The 17735-nt window shown below is 64.8% G+C and carries 23 protein-coding genes and 1 other annotated feature; of the genes, 17 read left to right on the forward strand and 6 right to left on the reverse strand.

Annotation, left to right across the window (positions count from 1 at the left end):
- Positions 1 to 41 precede the first annotated feature (41 nt).
- The 8 genes from GJV80_RS04050 (at position 42) to GJV80_RS04085 (ending at position 5011) form a co-directional block, all read left to right on the forward strand.
- Complete coding sequence (locus GJV80_RS04050) at positions 42 to 224, forward strand: hypothetical protein (protein ID WP_154686791.1); 183 nt, start codon at positions 42 to 44, stop codon at positions 222 to 224.
- Positions 221 to 655 carry an Asp23/Gls24 family envelope stress response protein gene (locus GJV80_RS04055; protein ID WP_154686792.1) on the forward strand — a complete coding sequence of 145 codons (435 nt, stop codon included), beginning with the start codon at positions 221 to 223 and terminating at the stop codon, positions 653 to 655. Before GJV80_RS04050 ends, GJV80_RS04055 begins: the two co-directional genes overlap by 4 nt.
- The gene (locus tag GJV80_RS04060; protein ID WP_154686793.1) at positions 652 to 1230 is read left to right on the forward strand and encodes a DUF6286 domain-containing protein; all 579 of its coding nucleotides are present in this window, start codon (positions 652 to 654) and stop codon (positions 1228 to 1230) included. Before GJV80_RS04055 ends, GJV80_RS04060 begins: the two co-directional genes overlap by 4 nt.
- Positions 1230 to 1907 (forward strand): alkaline shock response membrane anchor protein AmaP, encoded by a 678-nt coding sequence (gene amaP / locus GJV80_RS04065; protein ID WP_154686794.1) that lies wholly within the window; start codon positions 1230 to 1232, stop codon positions 1905 to 1907. Before GJV80_RS04060 ends, amaP begins: the two co-directional genes overlap by 1 nt.
- A gap of 136 nt (positions 1908 to 2043) precedes the next feature.
- A complete protein-coding gene (locus tag GJV80_RS04070; protein WP_195909149.1) occupies positions 2044 to 2649 on the forward strand; it encodes an RNA polymerase sigma factor in 606 nt (201 codons plus the stop codon).
- Positions 2640 to 3263, forward strand: a complete 624-nt coding sequence (locus GJV80_RS04075) for an Asp23/Gls24 family envelope stress response protein (RefSeq protein WP_154686796.1) — start codon at positions 2640 to 2642, stop codon at positions 3261 to 3263. The genes GJV80_RS04070 and GJV80_RS04075 overlap by 10 nt, the downstream gene beginning before the upstream one ends.
- Positions 3256 to 3606, forward strand: coding sequence for a hypothetical protein (locus GJV80_RS04080; protein WP_154686797.1), 351 nt, complete (start codon positions 3256 to 3258; stop codon positions 3604 to 3606). Before GJV80_RS04075 ends, GJV80_RS04080 begins: the two co-directional genes overlap by 8 nt.
- A 676-nt stretch (positions 3607 to 4282) precedes the next feature.
- Positions 4283 to 5011 carry a GAF and ANTAR domain-containing protein gene (locus GJV80_RS04085; RefSeq protein ID WP_154686798.1) on the forward strand — a complete coding sequence of 243 codons (729 nt, stop codon included), beginning with the start codon at positions 4283 to 4285 and terminating at the stop codon, positions 5009 to 5011.
- 316 nt (positions 5012 to 5327) lie between these two features.
- Here the strand turns inward: GJV80_RS04085 and GJV80_RS04090 are convergent, their stop codons facing one another.
- Complete coding sequence (locus GJV80_RS04090; RefSeq protein WP_154686799.1) at positions 5328 to 5999, reverse strand: VOC family protein; 672 nt, start codon at positions 5997 to 5999, stop codon at positions 5328 to 5330.
- Between the two features lie 5 nt (positions 6000 to 6004).
- Positions 6005 to 6832, reverse strand: a complete 828-nt coding sequence (locus tag GJV80_RS04095; RefSeq protein ID WP_154686800.1) for a maleylpyruvate isomerase family mycothiol-dependent enzyme — start codon at positions 6830 to 6832, stop codon at positions 6005 to 6007.
- A gap of 514 nt (positions 6833 to 7346) precedes the next feature.
- Here GJV80_RS04095 and GJV80_RS04100 point away from each other — a divergent pair.
- The 4 genes from GJV80_RS04100 to GJV80_RS04115 all read left to right on the forward strand — a co-directional run bounded on the left by GJV80_RS04100 (position 7347) and on the right by GJV80_RS04115 (position 9729).
- Positions 7347 to 7997, forward strand: a complete 651-nt coding sequence (locus GJV80_RS04100) for a sulfotransferase family protein (protein ID WP_154686801.1) — start codon at positions 7347 to 7349, stop codon at positions 7995 to 7997.
- A gap of 9 nt (positions 7998 to 8006) precedes the next feature.
- Positions 8007 to 8333, forward strand: a complete 327-nt coding sequence (locus tag GJV80_RS24930) for a transposase (RefSeq protein ID WP_195909150.1) — start codon at positions 8007 to 8009, stop codon at positions 8331 to 8333.
- 218 nt (positions 8334 to 8551) lie between these two features.
- On the forward strand, positions 8552 to 9010 hold the full coding sequence (locus GJV80_RS04110) for a DinB family protein (protein ID WP_154690026.1): 459 nt from the start codon (positions 8552 to 8554) through the stop codon (positions 9008 to 9010).
- Positions 9011 to 9291: 281 nt separating this feature from the next.
- A complete protein-coding gene (locus tag GJV80_RS04115; RefSeq protein WP_154686802.1) occupies positions 9292 to 9729 on the forward strand; it encodes a hypothetical protein in 438 nt (145 codons plus the stop codon).
- A 453-nt stretch (positions 9730 to 10182) separates the two neighbouring features.
- Here GJV80_RS04115 and GJV80_RS04120 read toward each other — a convergent pair whose 3' ends face one another.
- The 3 genes from GJV80_RS04120 to GJV80_RS04130 all read right to left on the reverse strand — a co-directional run bounded on the left by GJV80_RS04120 (position 10183) and on the right by GJV80_RS04130 (position 13436).
- Positions 10183 to 10851 (reverse strand): hypothetical protein, encoded by a 669-nt coding sequence (locus GJV80_RS04120; RefSeq protein ID WP_154686803.1) that lies wholly within the window; start codon positions 10849 to 10851, stop codon positions 10183 to 10185.
- 341 nt (positions 10852 to 11192) lie between these two features.
- Positions 11193 to 11765: a hypothetical protein gene (locus GJV80_RS04125; RefSeq protein WP_154686804.1), complete on the reverse strand. Its 573-nt coding sequence runs from the start codon at positions 11763 to 11765 to the stop codon at positions 11193 to 11195.
- 433 nt (positions 11766 to 12198) lie between these two features.
- A protein-coding gene (locus tag GJV80_RS04130; protein ID WP_154686805.1) for an IS3 family transposase occupies positions 12199 to 13436 on the reverse strand; the annotation gives its coding sequence in 2 pieces (ribosomal slippage) (positions 12199 to 13154 and positions 13154 to 13436; 1239 coding nt in all).
- Positions 13027 to 13155, reverse strand: a sequence feature (AL1L pseudoknot). (Overlaps the previous gene by 129 nt.)
- 186 nt (positions 13437 to 13622) lie before the next feature.
- On the opposite strand from GJV80_RS04130, the gene istA reads away from it, so the two are divergent.
- Complete coding sequence (istA, locus tag GJV80_RS04135; RefSeq protein ID WP_154686806.1) at positions 13623 to 14915, forward strand: IS21 family transposase; 1293 nt, start codon at positions 13623 to 13625, stop codon at positions 14913 to 14915.
- Positions 14912 to 15748 (forward strand): IS21-like element helper ATPase IstB, encoded by an 837-nt coding sequence (gene istB / locus GJV80_RS04140; RefSeq protein WP_230207834.1) that lies wholly within the window; start codon positions 14912 to 14914, stop codon positions 15746 to 15748. The genes istA and istB overlap by 4 nt, the downstream gene beginning before the upstream one ends.
- 12 nt (positions 15749 to 15760) lie before the next feature.
- Here the strand turns inward: istB and GJV80_RS04145 are convergent, their stop codons facing one another.
- Positions 15761 to 16147, reverse strand: a complete 387-nt coding sequence (locus tag GJV80_RS04145) for a GNAT family N-acetyltransferase (protein ID WP_154686807.1) — start codon at positions 16145 to 16147, stop codon at positions 15761 to 15763.
- A gap of 128 nt (positions 16148 to 16275) precedes the next feature.
- On the opposite strand from GJV80_RS04145, the gene GJV80_RS04150 reads away from it, so the two are divergent.
- The 3 genes from GJV80_RS04150 to GJV80_RS04160 all read left to right on the forward strand — a co-directional run bounded on the left by GJV80_RS04150 (position 16276) and on the right by GJV80_RS04160 (position 17677).
- Positions 16276 to 16581 (forward strand): nucleotidyltransferase family protein, encoded by a 306-nt coding sequence (locus GJV80_RS04150; RefSeq protein ID WP_195909151.1) that lies wholly within the window; start codon positions 16276 to 16278, stop codon positions 16579 to 16581.
- Positions 16571 to 16915 carry a DUF86 domain-containing protein gene (locus GJV80_RS04155; protein WP_154686808.1) on the forward strand — a complete coding sequence of 115 codons (345 nt, stop codon included), beginning with the start codon at positions 16571 to 16573 and terminating at the stop codon, positions 16913 to 16915. Before GJV80_RS04150 ends, GJV80_RS04155 begins: the two co-directional genes overlap by 11 nt.
- 144 nt (positions 16916 to 17059) lie before the next feature.
- Positions 17060 to 17677 carry a class I SAM-dependent methyltransferase gene (locus tag GJV80_RS04160; RefSeq protein WP_195909152.1) on the forward strand — a complete coding sequence of 206 codons (618 nt, stop codon included), beginning with the start codon at positions 17060 to 17062 and terminating at the stop codon, positions 17675 to 17677.
- Positions 17678 to 17735: the final 58 nt, after the last annotated feature.

The raw sequence follows: 17735 nt of genomic DNA on the forward strand, positions 1-17735 counted from the left end.
TCGGTAGGTCGAATCCATCGACCGGTGTCAGGAGGATTGAAATGTCTCGTACCACGATTGCCTTGTTTGTCGGGCTCGTTCTGGGCGTGACGGCGGCGTTTGGTGGCTTCGGGCCGTTCTTGATTGTGGCGGTGTTCGGTGCGGTCGGTTTGATCGTCGGGCTGGTTCTGGATGGCCGGATCGACTTGCCACGTCTGCTGGGTCGGGCGACGGAGCGCCGATGATGTCCACCGGGATCAGGTATCCGAGCGACGATGGTCGGCTGGGTGCGGGCGGGTCTGGGCCGGAAGTGCCCGCGCGGTTGCGTGGTCGGGTACAAATCCCTGAGCGGGTGGTGCAGCGGATCGCGGCCCAGGCTGCTTCCGAAGTGGCCGCCTCCGGTGGTCGATCGGGCGGTTTCCTTGGTATCGGCGAGCACACCGACCTGGATGCGCGCCCGGAGGTCAAGGTCGACTTGTCCAGCGATGCAGTCCATCTGGCGATCGAGCTGGCGGTGGAGTATCCGACGTCGCTGCGGTCAGCAACTCAGCGGGTCCGAGATCATGTCACCGAGCAGGTGCAGCAGCTGACGGGGATCGGTGTCGGCCGAGTCGACATCGACATCGTTGCCGTCGGGGAACGCAGACAAGAGCAGAGCGCGGGGGCCTTGCGATGACCCGCCGGGCACCCGGGCTGCAGCGTCGCCCCAGCCGAACCGTGCCGGCATCGATCGCTGCCGGTGTGCTGACAGTCGCCGGTGTGTTGATCGTGCTTGTCGGCGTTTGGCGCCTGATCGACGGTACGTGGCCGGCACCGGCGCAAGCTGTCCTGGGGTACCTGGCCAAGATCTCGTGGGGATCCACCGGCTGGTTGATCTTCTGTATCGGCGCAGCCGTTCTCGGCCTGATCATGATCATCGCCGGCGCCACACCGGGCCGCTACAACGCTGCCCGCATCGGCACACGTATCGGCACAGGCTCCACGCCTGGCACGACGCCCGAAACGGAGTTCGTGATCAGCCGCCGGGGCATCGCCCGGCTCGCGGCAGCCCACGCGGATCTGGTCGATGGGGTGGAGTCGGTGACGGTCAAGGCCGGCGCCCGGCGGGTCCGGGTCTCGGTCGGCACCACATCTCGGCACACGGGCGACATCGCCCAAGCCGTCACCGTCGCAGTCCAGGCCGCGTTGACCGATGCCGGACTCAGCCCGGTGCCGCGGATCAACACCACGGCCTGGACGAAGGAGATCTGATGCGCTACCTCGCCTCCGGGGTCAATCGCGCCTGGCTGATCATCATCGGAGTGGTGTTGCTCGTTGCCGGGCTGCTCGGGACGCTGATTTCGCAGGACGGACTGCAACAGGCCGCAGCAGCAATCGGCCTGAACCTGAACCGTCCCGGCCCCGATGACACCATTCTTAGCCCCGCGGCTGTCTCTTGGCTGAATGATCCTCTGGGCGTGCTCAGCGTGATCATCGTCGGTGTGCTGTTGTTCCTCGCCGGGCTGGCATGGCTGGTCCGTCAGATTCCGCGGCGCGGGTTGGCTCAACCGTTCCGCTTGCACGACGACGTCCGATCCGGCATCACCCAGGTGGACAGCCAAACAGTGTCTGATGCCGTGCGTCGGCAGGTCGAGTCGTTTCACGACGTCAGCCAAGTCGTAGCCCAGCTACGCGGCACTGCGCGGGACCCCGAACTCAGCCTCAAAGTCACAGCCGACGAACGGGCCGACATCGGCCAGCTGCTCAGTCTCATCCAGACAACCGTGATCGCTGACCTGCAGACAGCATTGGACACCGACGTAGCCCGGCTCGCAGTCCAACTGGAGATCGGTCGCGGACATACCAGCGCCGGCCACGTCACCCTCCCCGCCGGCCCATCCACCAGCGCACCAGCCATCACCAGCACCGGACGCGGAGCACGAACGTAGAGTGAACAAGGGAGCCCAGTCGCGTTCGCGACGGACCGGCAGCCATTCAAGCTCGCGCACGGCACACCGCCAACTGCCCCTCGTCATGCCGTCCCTGGTCCAGCGCATGGGCACCCGCAAGGCAGAGGAGGGCCAGATGAGCCCCACAATTGCCAGTCCGCCCGGTCCCACGGCGCAACACCGTCCTGTGGAGTCGGTGAACTGGGATGAGACAACACTGGTCGTCCGCGCCCAGGCCGGAGAGGTTGCCGCCTTCGAATTTCTCGTCGACACCTATGAGGCACCGCTGTACCGACTCGCGGTCCGCCTCTTGCGGAACCGCACGATCGCCGAGGACGTGCTGCAAGAAGGATTCATCGCCGCCTGGAGGAAACTCCCGACCCTGAACGCACCCGAAACGTTCAGAGCATGGATCTACCGGATCATCACCCGCCGGTGCCTGGACCAACTCCGCGCAAGCCGCGACCAGCTCCAACTCGACGAGACCAACGGCGGAAACACCACCAGAGCCGGTGATACCGACCCGGCCATCACTGTCGAGACCGAGCAGCTGCGACACAGCCTCAACCGCGCCCTCACGGATCTTCCGCCGCAACTCAGAGTCTGCTGGATCCTCACCGAAGTCGACCAACTCAGCTATGCCGACATCTCCCAAGTGCTCGACCTGCCGGTCAGCACCGTACGCGGGCGGCTCGCACGCGCGCGCCACCAACTCGCCGAAGGAATGGCCTCATGGCGATGACCAACCACGCGAACCCGCAAGGACCACGTCAGCATGACGCGTTCCTGCCCTGCGGCCGATCCGTGGATGAAACCTGGGAAAACATCAGCCAGCCGCCCGACCCACACCAGCTCACCTGCCCGTTCTGCCGCGATGCCCGCGCCGCCCTGCAACGGCTACAGCAGGCGACCCAGGACCTCCTCGCCCACGACACAACCGATCCCGACTTCCACGTCAGCCCACGAATCAAGAGATCGGTGCTGGAGGTCGCCCGCAACGAAGCCCGCCGCAGCCGGATGCTTCCCCTGATTCAACCGAGCATCGGCCAGCCCAAGCCGACCCTGACCATCAGCGAACTCGAACTATCCAGCCAAATCCGCGACGCAGCCGATCAACTGCCCGGAATCCACGCACGCCGCTGCGTCGTCACCATCGACCCAACCGGCGACACGAGTCAGCACACGGAGAAACCGGCATCCATCACCATCAACCTGCGGACCGCCGTCAGCGCCCAAACCAACATCCCCCAAGCCATGACCCAGCTACGCCGAACCATCATCGACCGAATATCCCGCCGGGCCGGGCTAACCGTCACCACCATCGAGGTGCACGTGGAGGACATCTACGATGCCTGACCCCATCCACCCACCCCAGCCGACCAGTCCCACCCCGATCCCGGAACTGGCCCAGATCATCACCGACGCGATCAGCGCGACAACCGGCGTGCACCGCATCGAAGCCAACCTCGCCCAAGCGATCGGCCACCTTCACCGATCAACCCCAGCCCAAAACAGCCAAGTCATCCTCACCCAAAGACCAACACGCACCAACGCAAAACTCGACATCAGCATCCTGACCAACCAAACGGCATATCAAACAGCCCAAGACGTCCGACGCACGATCAACAACCTGCTGACCAGACACGGCCACACCCCCGGCACCATCACGATCAACATCATCAAAATCTGCGTCACCTGACCGGGGTCTGGTGGACCGGACTCGACTCGGGTTGACCGGGCACGGGCTCTCTACCGACGGATCGGCTTCGTCGTTGCCGAGACGGTGTACAACCTGCTGGAACCGAGCGCCGCCCTGGCGCTGGTCAAGCACGAGGGCGCCGGATCGTCTGCCCCGGCCGCCCCGGGCCGCGGACGTAGCGGGGCCACCACGACCGGTCAAGCCCCGGCTTCGCCTCAGAGTCTCCGCACGCCCGGTCGAGGATCCGATCCGGGGCGGGCCTGCCGGCACGTGATCTTGAACCGACGGGCCCAAACGAGGCCGGTCTATCTAGAATCTCCCCAGCCTCGCTGATGCTTGTTTACCCGCCAGCTTGGGAACACACCGTGAACCTCAAACCGGTCATCGATTCGATGATGCGTCCCTGTCGAGCCGAAACATTGATGACCAGCGTTCGCGCGTTGCAGTTGCTGGGTACTGGGTCGGTACGGATGACGCTCTCGGCGGTCACACTCCGACCCCCGGCGGGTGCTCTATAGCCGTTGACGACATCCGCCATTGCACGCGATCCAGTCCTTCTGGGCTTTCAAGATCGCCGCAAGGAAGATGGCTCCACGCGTGCTCGCGAGGAGCCATCATCTTGGTAACGGCTGGGACCAGCTGTGGTCGTCGGCGGCGTTGGTGAGATCGTTCTGTCATGCGTGCGCAGGATCCCGGGGACAGATTTGCTGCGGTTGCCCGCGAATTGGCCGACCTCCCGGCCGGCGACGTACTCGACCGCGTGGCCGAGCTCGCTGTCGAGGTCATTGACGGCTGCGACCATGCCGGCGTCAGCCTGGTCCACCGAGGCAAAATCACGACCGTCGCCGCCACCGACGAGGTCGTCGTCACTGGCGACAAGCAGCAGTACGCCTTCAACGAGGGACCCTGCCTCCAAAGCCTCGGCGAACACGAAACGGTCAGCTCCCCCCAGTTGAGCACTGATGACCGGTGGCCAAGGTGGGCCCGGTGGGCAACTGAACACCTGGGAATTGGCAGCATCCTCTGCTTCCAGCTGTTCACCAGCGAGCATTCCTACGGCACCCTGAACCTGTATTCAGACCGGGTCATCGCCTTCGACGGCCACGACGAGGCTGTCGGTTTGGCATTGGCCGCGCACACAGCGGTGGCAATCGCGGCCAGGCAGTCGATCGAGGGCCTCTCCAGCGCCGTCCGAAGCCGGACCGTGATCGGTCAAGCCGAGGGAATCTTGATGGAGCGTTATCAACTGTCGGCCGCACAAGCCTTCGCCGTGTTGGTCAGAGTCTCACGCGATGAGAACCGCAAGCTGATCCGGATCGCCGAGGAACTCGTCGACACACGGAAGACTCCCGGGACTCCAAACTCGTCTGCATCAACGCCAACCGTCGACCCCCGAACAGGCTAGGCCCCTCACTGTCGGGAGTGGGACAGTCCCGCTCGCGCTCGTCTTGAACCAGCGGGACCTGATGGACGCTGGTCTCGGAGCTGCCCGACCTGCGCATTGCCCGATCAGAGGGGGATGTAGCCCGCGCTCACCGACGCCAGCAACGGGCTACAACCCTGCCCGGAACCGGATCCCTTGTGCGACACCGACTCCGCGCTCATCGCGGTGCCCGCTGAAGTTGCCCGATGATCTGCCCGGCGATGGGGCTCACCGGCCGGTCGGCGGCGGTGTCGGTCCGCGAACGATCACCGGGCAGGGAGCGTCTTCCGGGCCGGAGTCAGTAGCGGCCTCCTTGCCAGGTGGCCAGGCAGACCCTGTTGCCGTCCGGATCCGCGAGCACCCAAAACGTTGGTGCCGCCGCGTCGCTGACCAAGGTTCCTCCGGCAGCCAGCGCGGCATCGATGCGCGGCCGGGCCTGGGCCGGATCAATGTAGATGTCGGGGTGGAATCGCTGCCGAGGTTCCTCGCTGCCGGAGCGTTGGAACCAGATCGGCGGCATCGCCTGGCCGTGATCGACAACATCGGCGCACTCGCCGGGGTCGGTGTAGTCACCGCCGTACACGGCAGCCCAGAAGGGTCCCAGCCGGTCCTGGTCCGGAGTGTCCAGGCCGAGTTCGATCTGGGAGACGGTCCGGCATTCGAGCTCGGCGCCCACATCCGCCGCGATCGCTGACACCTGGCGGGCCAGCTCCACGTCGACCGAGCTGACGCCGCCCACCGACGGGCTGCATAGCCTCACGTCGACGCGGGAGGGACGGAGATCGATCTCGACTTCATGAGCACGTTCTTCGGCTGCCGCGGCGATCCTCTCGGCTACTCGATGGCCGCGGGAGAAGTCACCGGTGTGGATCCTGGCGTGCAGCCGGTGCAGCCCGTAGAAGTTGAGCAGTCCCCAGCCGTCCAGCCCGGCATCGACGATCTGTTGCCCGGTCAACCGTTCCGCCGTCATGCTCGTCACTGTCCCTTAACGTTGTCGAGCGTGCAAGGACTGGAATGACAACGCCTTTCAGTGGCAGTCGACATTTCAGGTCCGCATGCAGCTGGTCGAAGAGCAACGGCGCGCCGAGGATGACGACCGGAAGCTCTGGCCAACGGGTCGACCGCCTGCCCATGCCACGCCCGGCGAGTCCCGGCGGCCCGTACCACGATCGGGCTGCGGTCGGTCAGTTGGCGATCCGCGCGGCCCACAACCGGCTGCCCTGGACCGGTCAGCTCTCCAACCGCGCTCGCCCGACCGGCAATCGCCATCAACATGGCTTCTGCCGGTCCAGCAACCTCCGGTCCCGAACCGTGGCTCCAATCCAGGTCGCTCGCCGTCAGGCCCACGCCGCGGACGATGTGCCACGCCGGCAACTCCGGGCTGCACACGCAGTCATTCAACGCCTGACGCAACCGGTCAGCGGGGATCTGGCGTGGCAAACCCAGCGGGCGACGGATGTCCTGGTGATGGATGATGACATCCAACAGGGCGAGCCTGCCCCCAAAGCTCGCGGCCAACCCTTCTGGCCGCAGATGCGCCCGGAGCCTATCCAAAAGCTGTTGGGCACTCAGCGGTGCCAGTTCATCAACAAACACTTGGTTGGCGTGAACAATTCGACCGCGGACGACGCGGCGCAACATGCCAACCAGACTGACTTTGTCGAAGCTCGTCACATGAGCGACCACATCCCGAACCCGCCAGCCCTCACATAGCGACGGCGCGTCCCATTGCTCCGGTGTCAGAGTCGCCAGCAGATCGGCCAGCTCTGTCCGCTCGGCTGTCGCCATCTCGACAAAGTTCAAGACTCACCTCCGCAGTCGGTGCCTCGCTGGACGGGAGCCTTGCCGTTACTTCGCCCCTGTCCACCATGACTGCCGAGCACTGCACCCGCAACCCATGATCGATCCGTTGAGTCGCTAGCCATTGCGAACAACATAGTGCCCAGCGGGCTGTCGCCGGCCGCGACGATGAGTCGCCGCCCGCGGCCGTACGGGTCCGGGCAATTGTCCGGGCAGCCCCAAAGGGCATTCGCATGCGCCGGCAATCGTCTGTGCGCAACGGATCCGGGCCTGTAAGAAAAACGGTGTTTGGGTTCGGCCCGATCCTTTCAATCAGGCCGAACCCACCCACCGTTTTTCTGACAGTCCCGGCTGGCGCCCTGCTTCAGGAGCCTGGGTAGCAGCGTTGCGTAGTCCAGGGCGCGAGTGCCGGCTGCCGAGTGATTCGGCATCGACAATGCCTGAAATCTCATCGTTCTGGCACATCACGAAGAGTTCGCCAGGCTCCACCGGTTGACCTGCCTCGCAGGCTCTTGGGATGATCCGGGGCATGGGCGCGGGGATCCAGGTGATCGGAGCGGGGTTGCCACGCACTGGAACCAGGTCGTTGAAGCTGGCGTTGGAACGGTTGCTGGGCGCGCAGTGCTACCACATGTCCGTGGTGTTCGAGCGCGACTTCGTCGACGTCCCGGCCTGGCAAGCGGCCCTGGACGGGCAGGCGGTGGAATGGGCGGGCGTATTCGCCGGGTGCGTCGCCGCCGTGGACTGGCCAGCGTCGGTGTTCTGGCGGGAGCTCGCCGACCTTTATCCCGACGCCCTGGTGGTGCTGTCGACCCGTCAAGACCCGCAGACCTGGTGGCGTAGCGCGGATCGCACGGTGTGGTCGGTGATGCGTCGCCGCCAACACGTGGACCTTCCGGGGGAATGGTTCGCGATGTCCGACGGGCTCACCGAGCGCGTGTTCGGGGAGGCATGGGACGATCCCGCGGCCGCGATGGCCGCGTATGAGGGGTGGAACGCCGACGTCCGGGCGAGTTGCCCGCCCGGGCGACTGTTGGAATGGGATGCCCGAGCGGGCTGGGAGCCGCTGTGCGAGCGATTGGGCGTGCCCGTGCCTCCCGATTCGTTCCCCCACACCAACACCACCGAAGAGTGGCTCGCCCGTGCGAGCGCGGCTGAGGCCCCGTAACTGCTCAAGGTGCAGCTCCGCGAGGTTTTCGCCGCCAAGGGCACGTGGGGTCGGTGGCTGCTGGCCGGGTGGCTGTCCTGGGCCCGACGATCCAGGCTGCCCGCGTTCGTGAAGCTGGCCAAGACGATCGAGCGGTACCGGCGGACTATGCGCACCACTGCCCGGATGCAGCGCCGAATGAGATGCCGTCAGACCTCAATAGGACCACCCACGGAAACCTCAGGAGACCCAGATAACTTGACCATTTGCCCCTCCATCGATCCGGTTGTTGATCAACTGGAGTCTTTCGAAGCCTCGCCCGTTCACGATGCAAGAGAGGCGGCGCTCCGCCCGTAGGACGTTCGGTTCCCGGTGATCGTTTCGTTGCCGTGCACCAACATCACGGCCAGATATCGTCGCCGCAAGTGGATCCCTTCCGGACGTCCGATTCCGCGCTGAGCGGGTTGCCCGGTGAGGCTGCCCGTTGGCGTGCCGGGCTAAGGACCGCGACGGCCGACTGTCAGCTCTGTCGGCCGGGTAACCTCTTGCGGTACAAGTCGCCTGCCTGTGTGAGGATGGCGATCGTGGGATATCCGAACAAGGACGTTGCGGAGCTGTTCGAGCAGACAGGTCAGCGATTGGTTGACCGAATGGCTGGCCTCACTGACGACGAGTGGATATGGCGGCCGATCTCCGACGATGAGAAGGTGACAGTCCGGTGGCGACTTGACCACATTGCGGAGGCAGTTGGTGGGAGACGTAACTGGGAGTGGGTCGGCGCTCCTGCGTCCGACGCACCCAAGCTGTCGCCGGCTGAATCGGCCCGGACGGCCGTGAAGACCGCGCAGAGCGTTATGGATGAGTTTGTTGCGCTGATCCGTCGACCGGACCTCGATCTTGATCAGCCGATCGGGCCAATCGCTGGTCCGTACGGCGATGTCCCACGCAGGGGGCTGGTTCTGCATACGCTCGATGAGCTCATCCACCACGCGGCGGAAACCGCACTGATCCGGGATCTGTACGCCGCCCGGTAATCGATCCCTTCTGCAACACTGATTTCACGCTCCGGTCGCTGCCCGGTCAGCGTGCCCGATGATCTGTCCGTCGACGGACGTCGCCGGGCGGTCGACGTCCGCGTCCGCTGAGCAACTGTCACCGGGCAGGGAACGGTGACCGGGCAGGGGCGACCACTGGGTAGGCAACCGTTCGCCGGCGAGAAAGCACGTTCGACCGGCAGTACCTGTGGCTTCATGTGTAGGGCGCCCGGATGTTCCAAAGCCGCATCAACGACGTAATGGGCGATACAGTCGCTCGGGTGCGGATTCGCCCGATTGGCCTCGTGGACGTTCTGGTCTACGTGGTGGTTCTGGGCGTGTTCATTCAGCTGTTCCCGGACGTAATTTCCGAGTCGTTCTTGCTTGCCCTTCTGACCGCGGTCTTGCTGAAGCTCGTCCTCGAGGTCGTGCTGTGGGTGAAGAAGAAGGTCGTGAACAGGATCCGGACGGCCGAGACCTTGTTGATTCGTATCGTCAGCGCGATCACGCTTCTGTTGGTGCTCCCGGGGAGCAAGTTCCTGGTACTTGAATTGGTGGCGCTAGCGTTCGGCGGCTACGTCCGCCTGGGCGGCTTCTTCCAGGTGACCGCGCTGATCATCGTCCTCATGCTAGCCCGCGGCGGTGTGCGCCGCCTGTTCGCAACCACCGAGACGACGCCTCAATCCCTATCAAAGCCCGGTGGCTCGGACCTGAAGTAGAACCCTGGCGGCGACAGCAAAAAGACGCAGGGTGCGCTGAGCGTTAGTCATGGATTCTGCGCTGTCGAGGGTGACGACGTCGACCGGCTGTTCGCTGATCGGACGCGCTGCATTGGCTCCATGTTCCGGGCACGACCTCGACATAGTGTCTTCCGGCTGCTGGATGGAGCAGCTCACGGACTCGGGATTGGTAGCGGGCGTAGAACGGCTCCTCGGCAAGCGTGTCGAGTATGCGCATCAACTCCTCGGGCTGCGATTGGTGATCGACATCGGTAAAGCCGTGCACCGGCCCTCCTCGTAGGTGGTCGACGTGCGCCGCGGACGCCGCTGGGACGCTAGTCCCAGTCGTCGTTAGGGCCCAGTACAAGGTGGACACGCAACTGCCCGGTGATCGATCGGCAAACGCAACGCGGAAGTTCGGGCTGCGAGTTGCCTCGAGCCTTGGTCGTGGGCTTAGCTGCAATCGCCTGCTCCGAGCGAGATCACGGCTCGGTGCTCGGTTGGTCCCAAGGAACTGGTCACCTTGACCGGGACGCAGGCGGTACGGCGGTCCCGAAGGACAAATCCGCCCACCCACCAGTAGCCTGGCGGACCGCTCTTGCTGCAGCTGCGGTAGGTGACCGCGCGGGACCCTCGGTTTGGTCCGGACTCGGTGATAATTGCGGCGTATTTGGCCGCCCGTCCCTGGATCGACACGGTGGCCGACACGCCGGGCCGAAGTTGGGCGCCGCTCTTGAAGAAGTAACCTGAGCCCCAGTTCGGTCTCTCGGCCGCGTGCGCCCGGTAGTATTTCAGCCCGGCATAGCTCAACGGGCCGATGGCCACATCGCCCGAGTGCGAGAACGCCTTGGTCGTGATTTCGCGTGCCTGATGGCAACTGTCGATGAACGGCTCCACCCGTTCAGTCCCCGTTGTTGCGGCTGTCGGAAGCGAGGACGACGAATCTGCCGGGGTCGCGGTCGACGTGGTGGCCGCCGGAGACTCGCGTCCGGGGTCGTTCGGCTGGCCGGTGCATGCTGCCAATAAGACCAGAGCACCGACCTCCAGCACCTCGGACCAGCGGGCACGCGGCGTCCGCGTGCCGATTGCCGATACGCTGGGAGCCTGATCTGAGTCCGGCATGCAGTGAGGCTACGACCTCGACGCGGACGGAACTGGTCGGGACCTGTGAAGCCGTCCGGCCAGACGATCCGTAAGAAGCACAACACCTGTAGCTTCAACGTCTCTGGCAGGTCCTGATCTGAGTACTCCCGAAACTGGATCGCAGCGGCGTCGTCGGCCATGGCACGAGGTTCCACTGCGGCTGTTTCCGCTACAACTGATTACCGCCCGGTGAAGGATCCGCTTCCGGCGACGATGCGGGGTCGTGATCTTGACGTCCCGGGGCGAACGGCTTGCGCGACTGCAGCATCGGACCGCTCGACCGCGGCAAGATAGCCACGGATTGACCTGCTGGAGCGTAGTCAGCATGGTTTTCCGACGGGCACTTTGACGCGTCGGTGCTGTGGTGGCTTGCCTCGTTGCAGGATGTCAAGAGTGACGCAGCGCGGCTCGTGGACGAGGATTCCACCGGCGTAGCCGGTGGAATCGGAGCCGCATCTGGTCAGCGTCACGGAGTGCGCTGCTTCGCGTAGTACCTCCTGATCGGACGGCCCGTTCTGCCAAGTCTGACGGTCGGTGTAGTACAGCAAGGCCGTGCTCGGTTGCAATACCCGCAGCGTTGTCGTCTTCGTCGCGTGCGGCGTGACGTAGGTGTAGGTCTTGAAGAAGGTGTACTCGCCGTTCTTCGGAAGCGTGCGGAAGTCTCTTGCCGAAATGCCATGCTGCCAAGCGTCGGAACCGAGGCCAAGCGTGGCTGAGCCGCTTGCCTCACCTCCGAGTTGGTCAGCGCAGGAGAGTCTGATTGGCGATCGGCGCGGCGGCCGCGTTCCGGCGGAGTTGACGGCGGTGCTCGGCGACGCGGAGGCAGACCGTTCAGCGTTCCCGTGACCTGCTGGCGATGTGCAACCGGCGGTGGCGATCGTTGCCAGTGCCACAAGCAGTACTCCGGTCACTGCCCGTTTCGACACCTGTTTACCCCTCCGAACCGGCGTCTTCGAAACCGACCCTATGGCGTCGGTGGTTGCCTTGTCTGACAACGCCATCGTGAGCCATCGGTGCTTTGGAGATTACCGGGCATCCCCGGCTCAATGGGACGCCTGCAACCGGATCCTTGCCGACATTCCAAATCCACCGATAGCCAGTTGCCTGTGTGAAGTTGCCGATCGTCTGCCGGGACCATCTGGACGCAGTTCTTCGGGCTACTTGGTGTCCTTGCGGAAGGTGATCCAGCTAGGCAGGTAGCCGAGTTCTTCATAGAGGCGTTGGGCTGGTGTGTTGCCGGCATGCATATTGAGTCGGATGGTGTGGCAGCCATGCTATCTAGCCCATTGACCCGCCCCGGAGTTTCCGGAGACCGGATTTTGTGGTTCAGCCGGTTTGGCTGAGCCGGGCTTGGTGGGTGTAGTGGAACTGTTCGGCTTGGACCGGGGTGAAGTCATCGATCGACTCGTGGGTGCGTTCGGTGTTGAACCAGTGCACCCAGTCCAGGGTCTGGATCTCGACATGATCACGGCCCCGCCAAGGCCCGCCCGGCCAGATCAGTTCGCTCTTGTAGAGGCCGATCTGGGACTCGGCCAGGGCGTTATCGTAGGCGTCCCCGACGGTGCCGACGGAGGCATCGACGCCGGCATCGACCAGCCGCTGGGTGAAGGCGATCGAGGTGTACTGACTGCCGGCATCGGTGTGGTGCACCAGCCCGGACAGGTCGGTGATCCCGTCCTTGCGGCGGATCCAGATCGCCATCTCCAGGGTGTCCAGCACCAGGTCGGTGGTCATCGAGGTGGCCGCCCGCCAGCCGAGGATCCGGCGGGAGAACACATCGAAGACGAACGCCACATAGACCATTCCTTCCCAGGTCGGGACGTAGGTGAAGTCGGCACACCACAGCTGGTTGGGCCGACTGGCCACGAAGGCCCGGTCGACCAGGTCGGTCGGCCGCTCGGCCTTCTGGTCTGGGACCGTGGTCCGCGGCGCCTTGGCCCGGGTGATGCCGCTGATGCCGAGCTGGCGGAACAGCCGCTCCACCGTGCAGCGGGCGACATCGTGACCCTTGCCGCGTAGCCGCAGCCACATCTTGCGGGCACCGAGCAGCCGGGCGAACTTGCCGTTCCGCTCGGCCTGGATCAAGTTGATCAACTCCTGATCTCGTAGGTTTCTCTTACTGGGTTGACGATTGCGAGCGTCGTAATAGGTGGACGGGGCGATCGGGCAGCCGTGCTCGGTCAGCACGGCACAGATCGGCTCGACCCCGAACCGGTCCCTGTACTCGGCGATGAAATCGACTAGGACCGGTGTGGGCGGTCGAGCTCCGCCGCGAAGAAAGCCGACGCGGCCTTCAAGATCTCATTCGCCCGGCGCAGCTCGGCGTTCTCCTTCTTCAACGCCTTGAGCTGGGCCGACTCCTCGCTAGTCACCCCGGGCCGCTGACCGGCATCGATCTCGGCCCGACGGACCCACTTGCGCAGGGTCTCGGCCGAACCAATACCAAGCTTGGCCGCGATCGACTTGATCGCCTCAAACTCTGACGGGTAGTCGCCCTTGGTATCAGCGACCATCCGAACCGCGCGCTCCCGCAGCTCCTTGGGGTATGACGAGGGACGTGACATAAGGCTTCATCCTTCCAACGAATGAAGTCTCCAGACATCCCGGGGCGGGTCACATTGCTCGACGTCGGTGAGGAGGGCTCGGGCGATTCTGTCGGCGTCGGCTGAATACTGACCCCGTGTCGTCGCCCGAAAACTGATCACCTTCGTTTGATTCTCGGCTCAACTCGAGCCGGGAGGAGAAGGGAGTTGTTGTCAGTGGAGGACTGGGCTGAGATCCGCAGGCTGTATCGAGCCGAGGGGTTGCCGATCAAGCTGATCGCTAGGACGTTGGGTGTCTCGCGGAACACGGTGCGTGCTGCGATCGCCTCCGAGGCGCCGCCGAAGTACCGGCGTCGGCCGGCGGGGTCGGCGGTGGATGAGTTTGAGGACGCGATCCGGGAACAGTTGAAGGTGGTGCCGACGATGCCGGCCACGGTGATCGCCGAACGGGTTGGTTGGACGCGTGGGATCACGGTGTTCAAGGAGAGGGTGCGGGAGTTGCGGCCGGCGTATCTGCCGCCGGATCCGGCGTCGCGGACGAGCTATCAGGCCGGGGATATCGCGCAGTGTGATTTCTGGTTCCCGCCGATCAATCTGCCGGTGGGGTTCGGCCAGGTCCGGCGGCCGACGCAGTTGCCGGTGTTGACGATGGTGACCGGCTATTCCCGTTGGCTGTCGGCGGTGCTGGTCCCGACCCGCGCCGCGGAGGACCTGTTCGCCGGCTGGTGGCAACTTATCGAAGCGTTGGGCGCGGTGCCGCGGACGTTGGTTTGGGATGGTGAGGGAGCGGTCGGCCGGCACCGCTATGGCCGATCGGAGTTGACCGCCGACTGTCAGGCGTTCCGCGGTGTCCTGGGCACCAAGGTGGTGATCTTGAAGAAGGCCGAGCCGGAACACAAGGGCGTCATCGAACGCGCCCACGACTACCTGGAACGATCGTTCCTGCCAGGGCGGGAGTTCGCCGGTCCGGCCGATTTCAACGCTCAGCTGCAGGCCTGGCTGCAAACGGTGAACGCCCGTCCGCGGCGGGCGTTGGGTTGCGCGCCAACCGACCGGATCGGCGCGGACCGGCAGGCGATGCTGGCCTTGCCGCCCGTCCCGCCGGCGACCGGCTGGCGGGCATCAACCCGACTGCCGCGTGATCACTATGTTCGGCTGGATTCCAATGACTACTCCGTCCACCCGGCCGTGGTCGGGCGGCGGATCGAGGTCATCGCCGACCTCGAACGCGTCCGGGTTCTGTGTGAGGGAAGGATTGTTGCCGACCACGAACGTGTGTGGGGCTGGCATCAAACCATCACCGATCAAGATCACCTCGACGCGGCGAACCGGCTCCGACGCGACCGTGACCGCCTCCTGCGACCCGTCCACGACCCCGCCCACGATGGAGGACAGGTCGCGGTCGAGCAGCGTCGGTTGACCGACTACGACACCGCCTTGGGAGTCGACCTAGACGCCAACCCGGGCACCGGGCTGGTTGACGGAGGGAAGGCATCATGACCAGCCGCAACACTAAACCCGGCTCGGCCGAAAACAAGATCAGCTCTTCCGCGTCGACACGCCGGGACCTGGCCAGCGAGGTCGGCTTCTTGACCCGAGCATTGAAGGCACCCACCCTGCGCGAGGCAGTCCCCAGGCTGGCCGAACGGGCCAGGGCCGAATCCTGGACCCACGAAGAGTTCCTGGTCGCCTGCCTCCAACGCGAAGTCGCAGCCCGCGAAGCCCACGGCGGTGAAGGACGGATCCGGGCCGCCCGGTTCCCGGCCCGCAAAAGCCTGGAGGAGTTCGACTTCGACTACGCCCGCGGCCTGAAACGCGACCTCATTGCCCACCTCGGCACCCTGGACTTCATCACCGCACGCGAGAACGTGGTCTTCCTCGGACCACCCGGCACCGGCAAAACCCACCTCGGGATCGGCCTGGGCATCCGCGCCTGCCAAGCCGGCCACCGCGTCCTGTTCGCCACCGCCAGCCAATGGGTCGACCGACTCGCCGAAGCCCACCAAGCGGGACGTCTCCAACAAGAGCTCGCACGGCTGGGCCGCTACCCGCTACTGATCATCGACGAAGTCGGCTACATACCCTTCGAACCCGAAGCCGCCAACCTGTTCTTCCAACTTGTCTCGAGCCGCTACGAACGCGCCAGCCTGATCGTCACCAGCAACAAACCCTTCGGCCGCTGGGGCGAGGTCTTCGGCGACGACACCGTCGCCGCCGCCATGATCGACCGGCTCGTCCACCACGCCGACGTCATCGCCCTCAAAGGCGACTCCTACCGACTCAAAGACCGCGACCTGGGCCGAGTCCCAGCCGCCACAACCGAAGAACCATGACCACCAAGGGGGTCAATTTTCGACCGACGAAAAGGGGTCAAAATTCGACCGGCGTTGACAGATTCCACGTCGCCGGGCGGCTTGGGTGACGATGACATCGGCGATGTACAGCGTTGGTTCGTCTAGCGCCTCAATGCCATTGGGATTTGGAGGTTGGATCGTGGCGGTCAGGAATCCAGTCACGGTGGTGTCGAGTACGGCGACGCGGAAGTAGGTGTCCGGCTCGGGGGTCAGGGCTTGGAAATCGGATGCAAGCCCGTCTCGGGCGGGTGGCCGGCGAACGTGAGGGAATGTGTCGGCGTGCCAGGTCAATGACTCCAGGGCAAGGGTGACGATCGAGTCGAGGTCCTCGTCCTGGCGGTCCCGGATGATCATCTCGGTTCGATTGGTCGACGTCACCTGGCCAGTGTGTCGCACTGCTGGCACACGACTTGCAGGGTGCCCGGTGATCGATCCCGCCGGGCATCTGGAATCAGCTGACGGCCTTGCTGCGGTGGCGGTGCAGCGCTGGGAAGTAGACTTTCGCTATGGATTCGACCTTCGTGCTGGATCGCAAAGCCATCGCCGCGGTGTGTCGGGCGCATGGCGTTCAGCGGCTCCGGCTGTTCGGATCCGCTGCGAGCGACCGGTTCGATCCAAGCCGCAGTGACGTCGACGTGCTGGTCGAGTTCGCCGCGGGGACGCCGGATCCGTTTGATGCCTACTTCGGTCTGAAAGAGGACCTGGAGCGTCTCTTGGGCCGCGAGGTCGACCTCGTCATGGCCAATGCCGTGCGGAACCCACACTTTGCTGCTTCAGCTCTGGCTGAGGCGGAGGAACTCTATGCAGCCTGAGTCCGCGGCGTACTTGTGGGACGTACGCGCGGCTGGCAATCGGGTTGCTACTTTCACAGCTGAGTTGACGCAGGAGAGCTACGCCGCCGACGAGTTGCGGAAGTCGGCGGTCGAGCGCCAGTTGGAGATCGTCGGAGAGGCGCTGAACAAACTGCGCAAGGCTGATCCGGAAGCCGCGACCACGATCCCTGACATCTCACGCATCATCGGCCTGCGCAACATTCTCATCCACGGGTACGCGGTGGTTGATGACGCCGTGGTGTGGACGGCAGCCACCGAACGGCTGCCGGAACTTCTCAAGGTCGTGGACGGACTGCTTTCCGAGCTCGAGTGAGGAGGCAGGCGGTGCGCGGTCACGGATCCGTGATCGGGCACCCGAGGCGAGCGGGTTAAGCGCCCTGTGTTCACGCGGCAACGCCCGTTGGGAGGCGGTTCGCGGCGGTACTCCTCCTTGATCACGTGCGGTGTAATGGGATTCGTGCCGGAATCCGCTGCTGCTGACACCTTCGATGAGCTCGCCGACGATTACGACGCCGATGGCAGCCACGAACAACTTGCTCGCAAGCTTGTCGTGTTGGCCGCCACCGGTTTCAACGGCTGGCATCCAAGGGCTGTCCTGGACGTCGGTACCGGCACCGGAGCTGCCGCTCGGTCAGCGTTGGCGACCTTCCCGGCAGCCTGGGTGACCGCGGTCGACATCTCACCAGCCATGATCGATCGCGCCCGCGCTCTCACGGGCCAGGACACCGGTCGCAATCGGATCAGGTGGCTTTGTGCGCCGGCGATTCCGTTTCCAGCCCCGGACGGCTCGGCAGATCTGGTGCTGTGCGCATCGACGTTGCACTTCCTGGGCATCTCTGCCTTCGATGACTGGCAGCGGGTCCTCCGCCCCGGCGGTCTGGCAGCTTTCACACTGCCCTGGCGGAGTCGCTTCCGGCCGGGCCCTTCCTTCGCTGCACTGCTTCCGGCCCCGGACCAGCAGCTGCCATTGCCGGTTTCCGAACCGGATGCGGCAGCTCGCAGGTGGCCAGGTTTCGAGCTGTTGGCTACAGCAGCCGCGGACAAGGCCGCAGCCTTCTTGCTACGCCGCAAGTAGTTCCATCGCCAGGCCAGGCAGCAGAATGTCGATCGGACCGGCGGGACGCAAGTCCCCG

It is taken from the genome of Microlunatus sp. Gsoil 973, assembly GCF_009707365.1.
GTDB lineage: Bacteria > Actinomycetota > Actinomycetes > Propionibacteriales > Propionibacteriaceae > Microlunatus.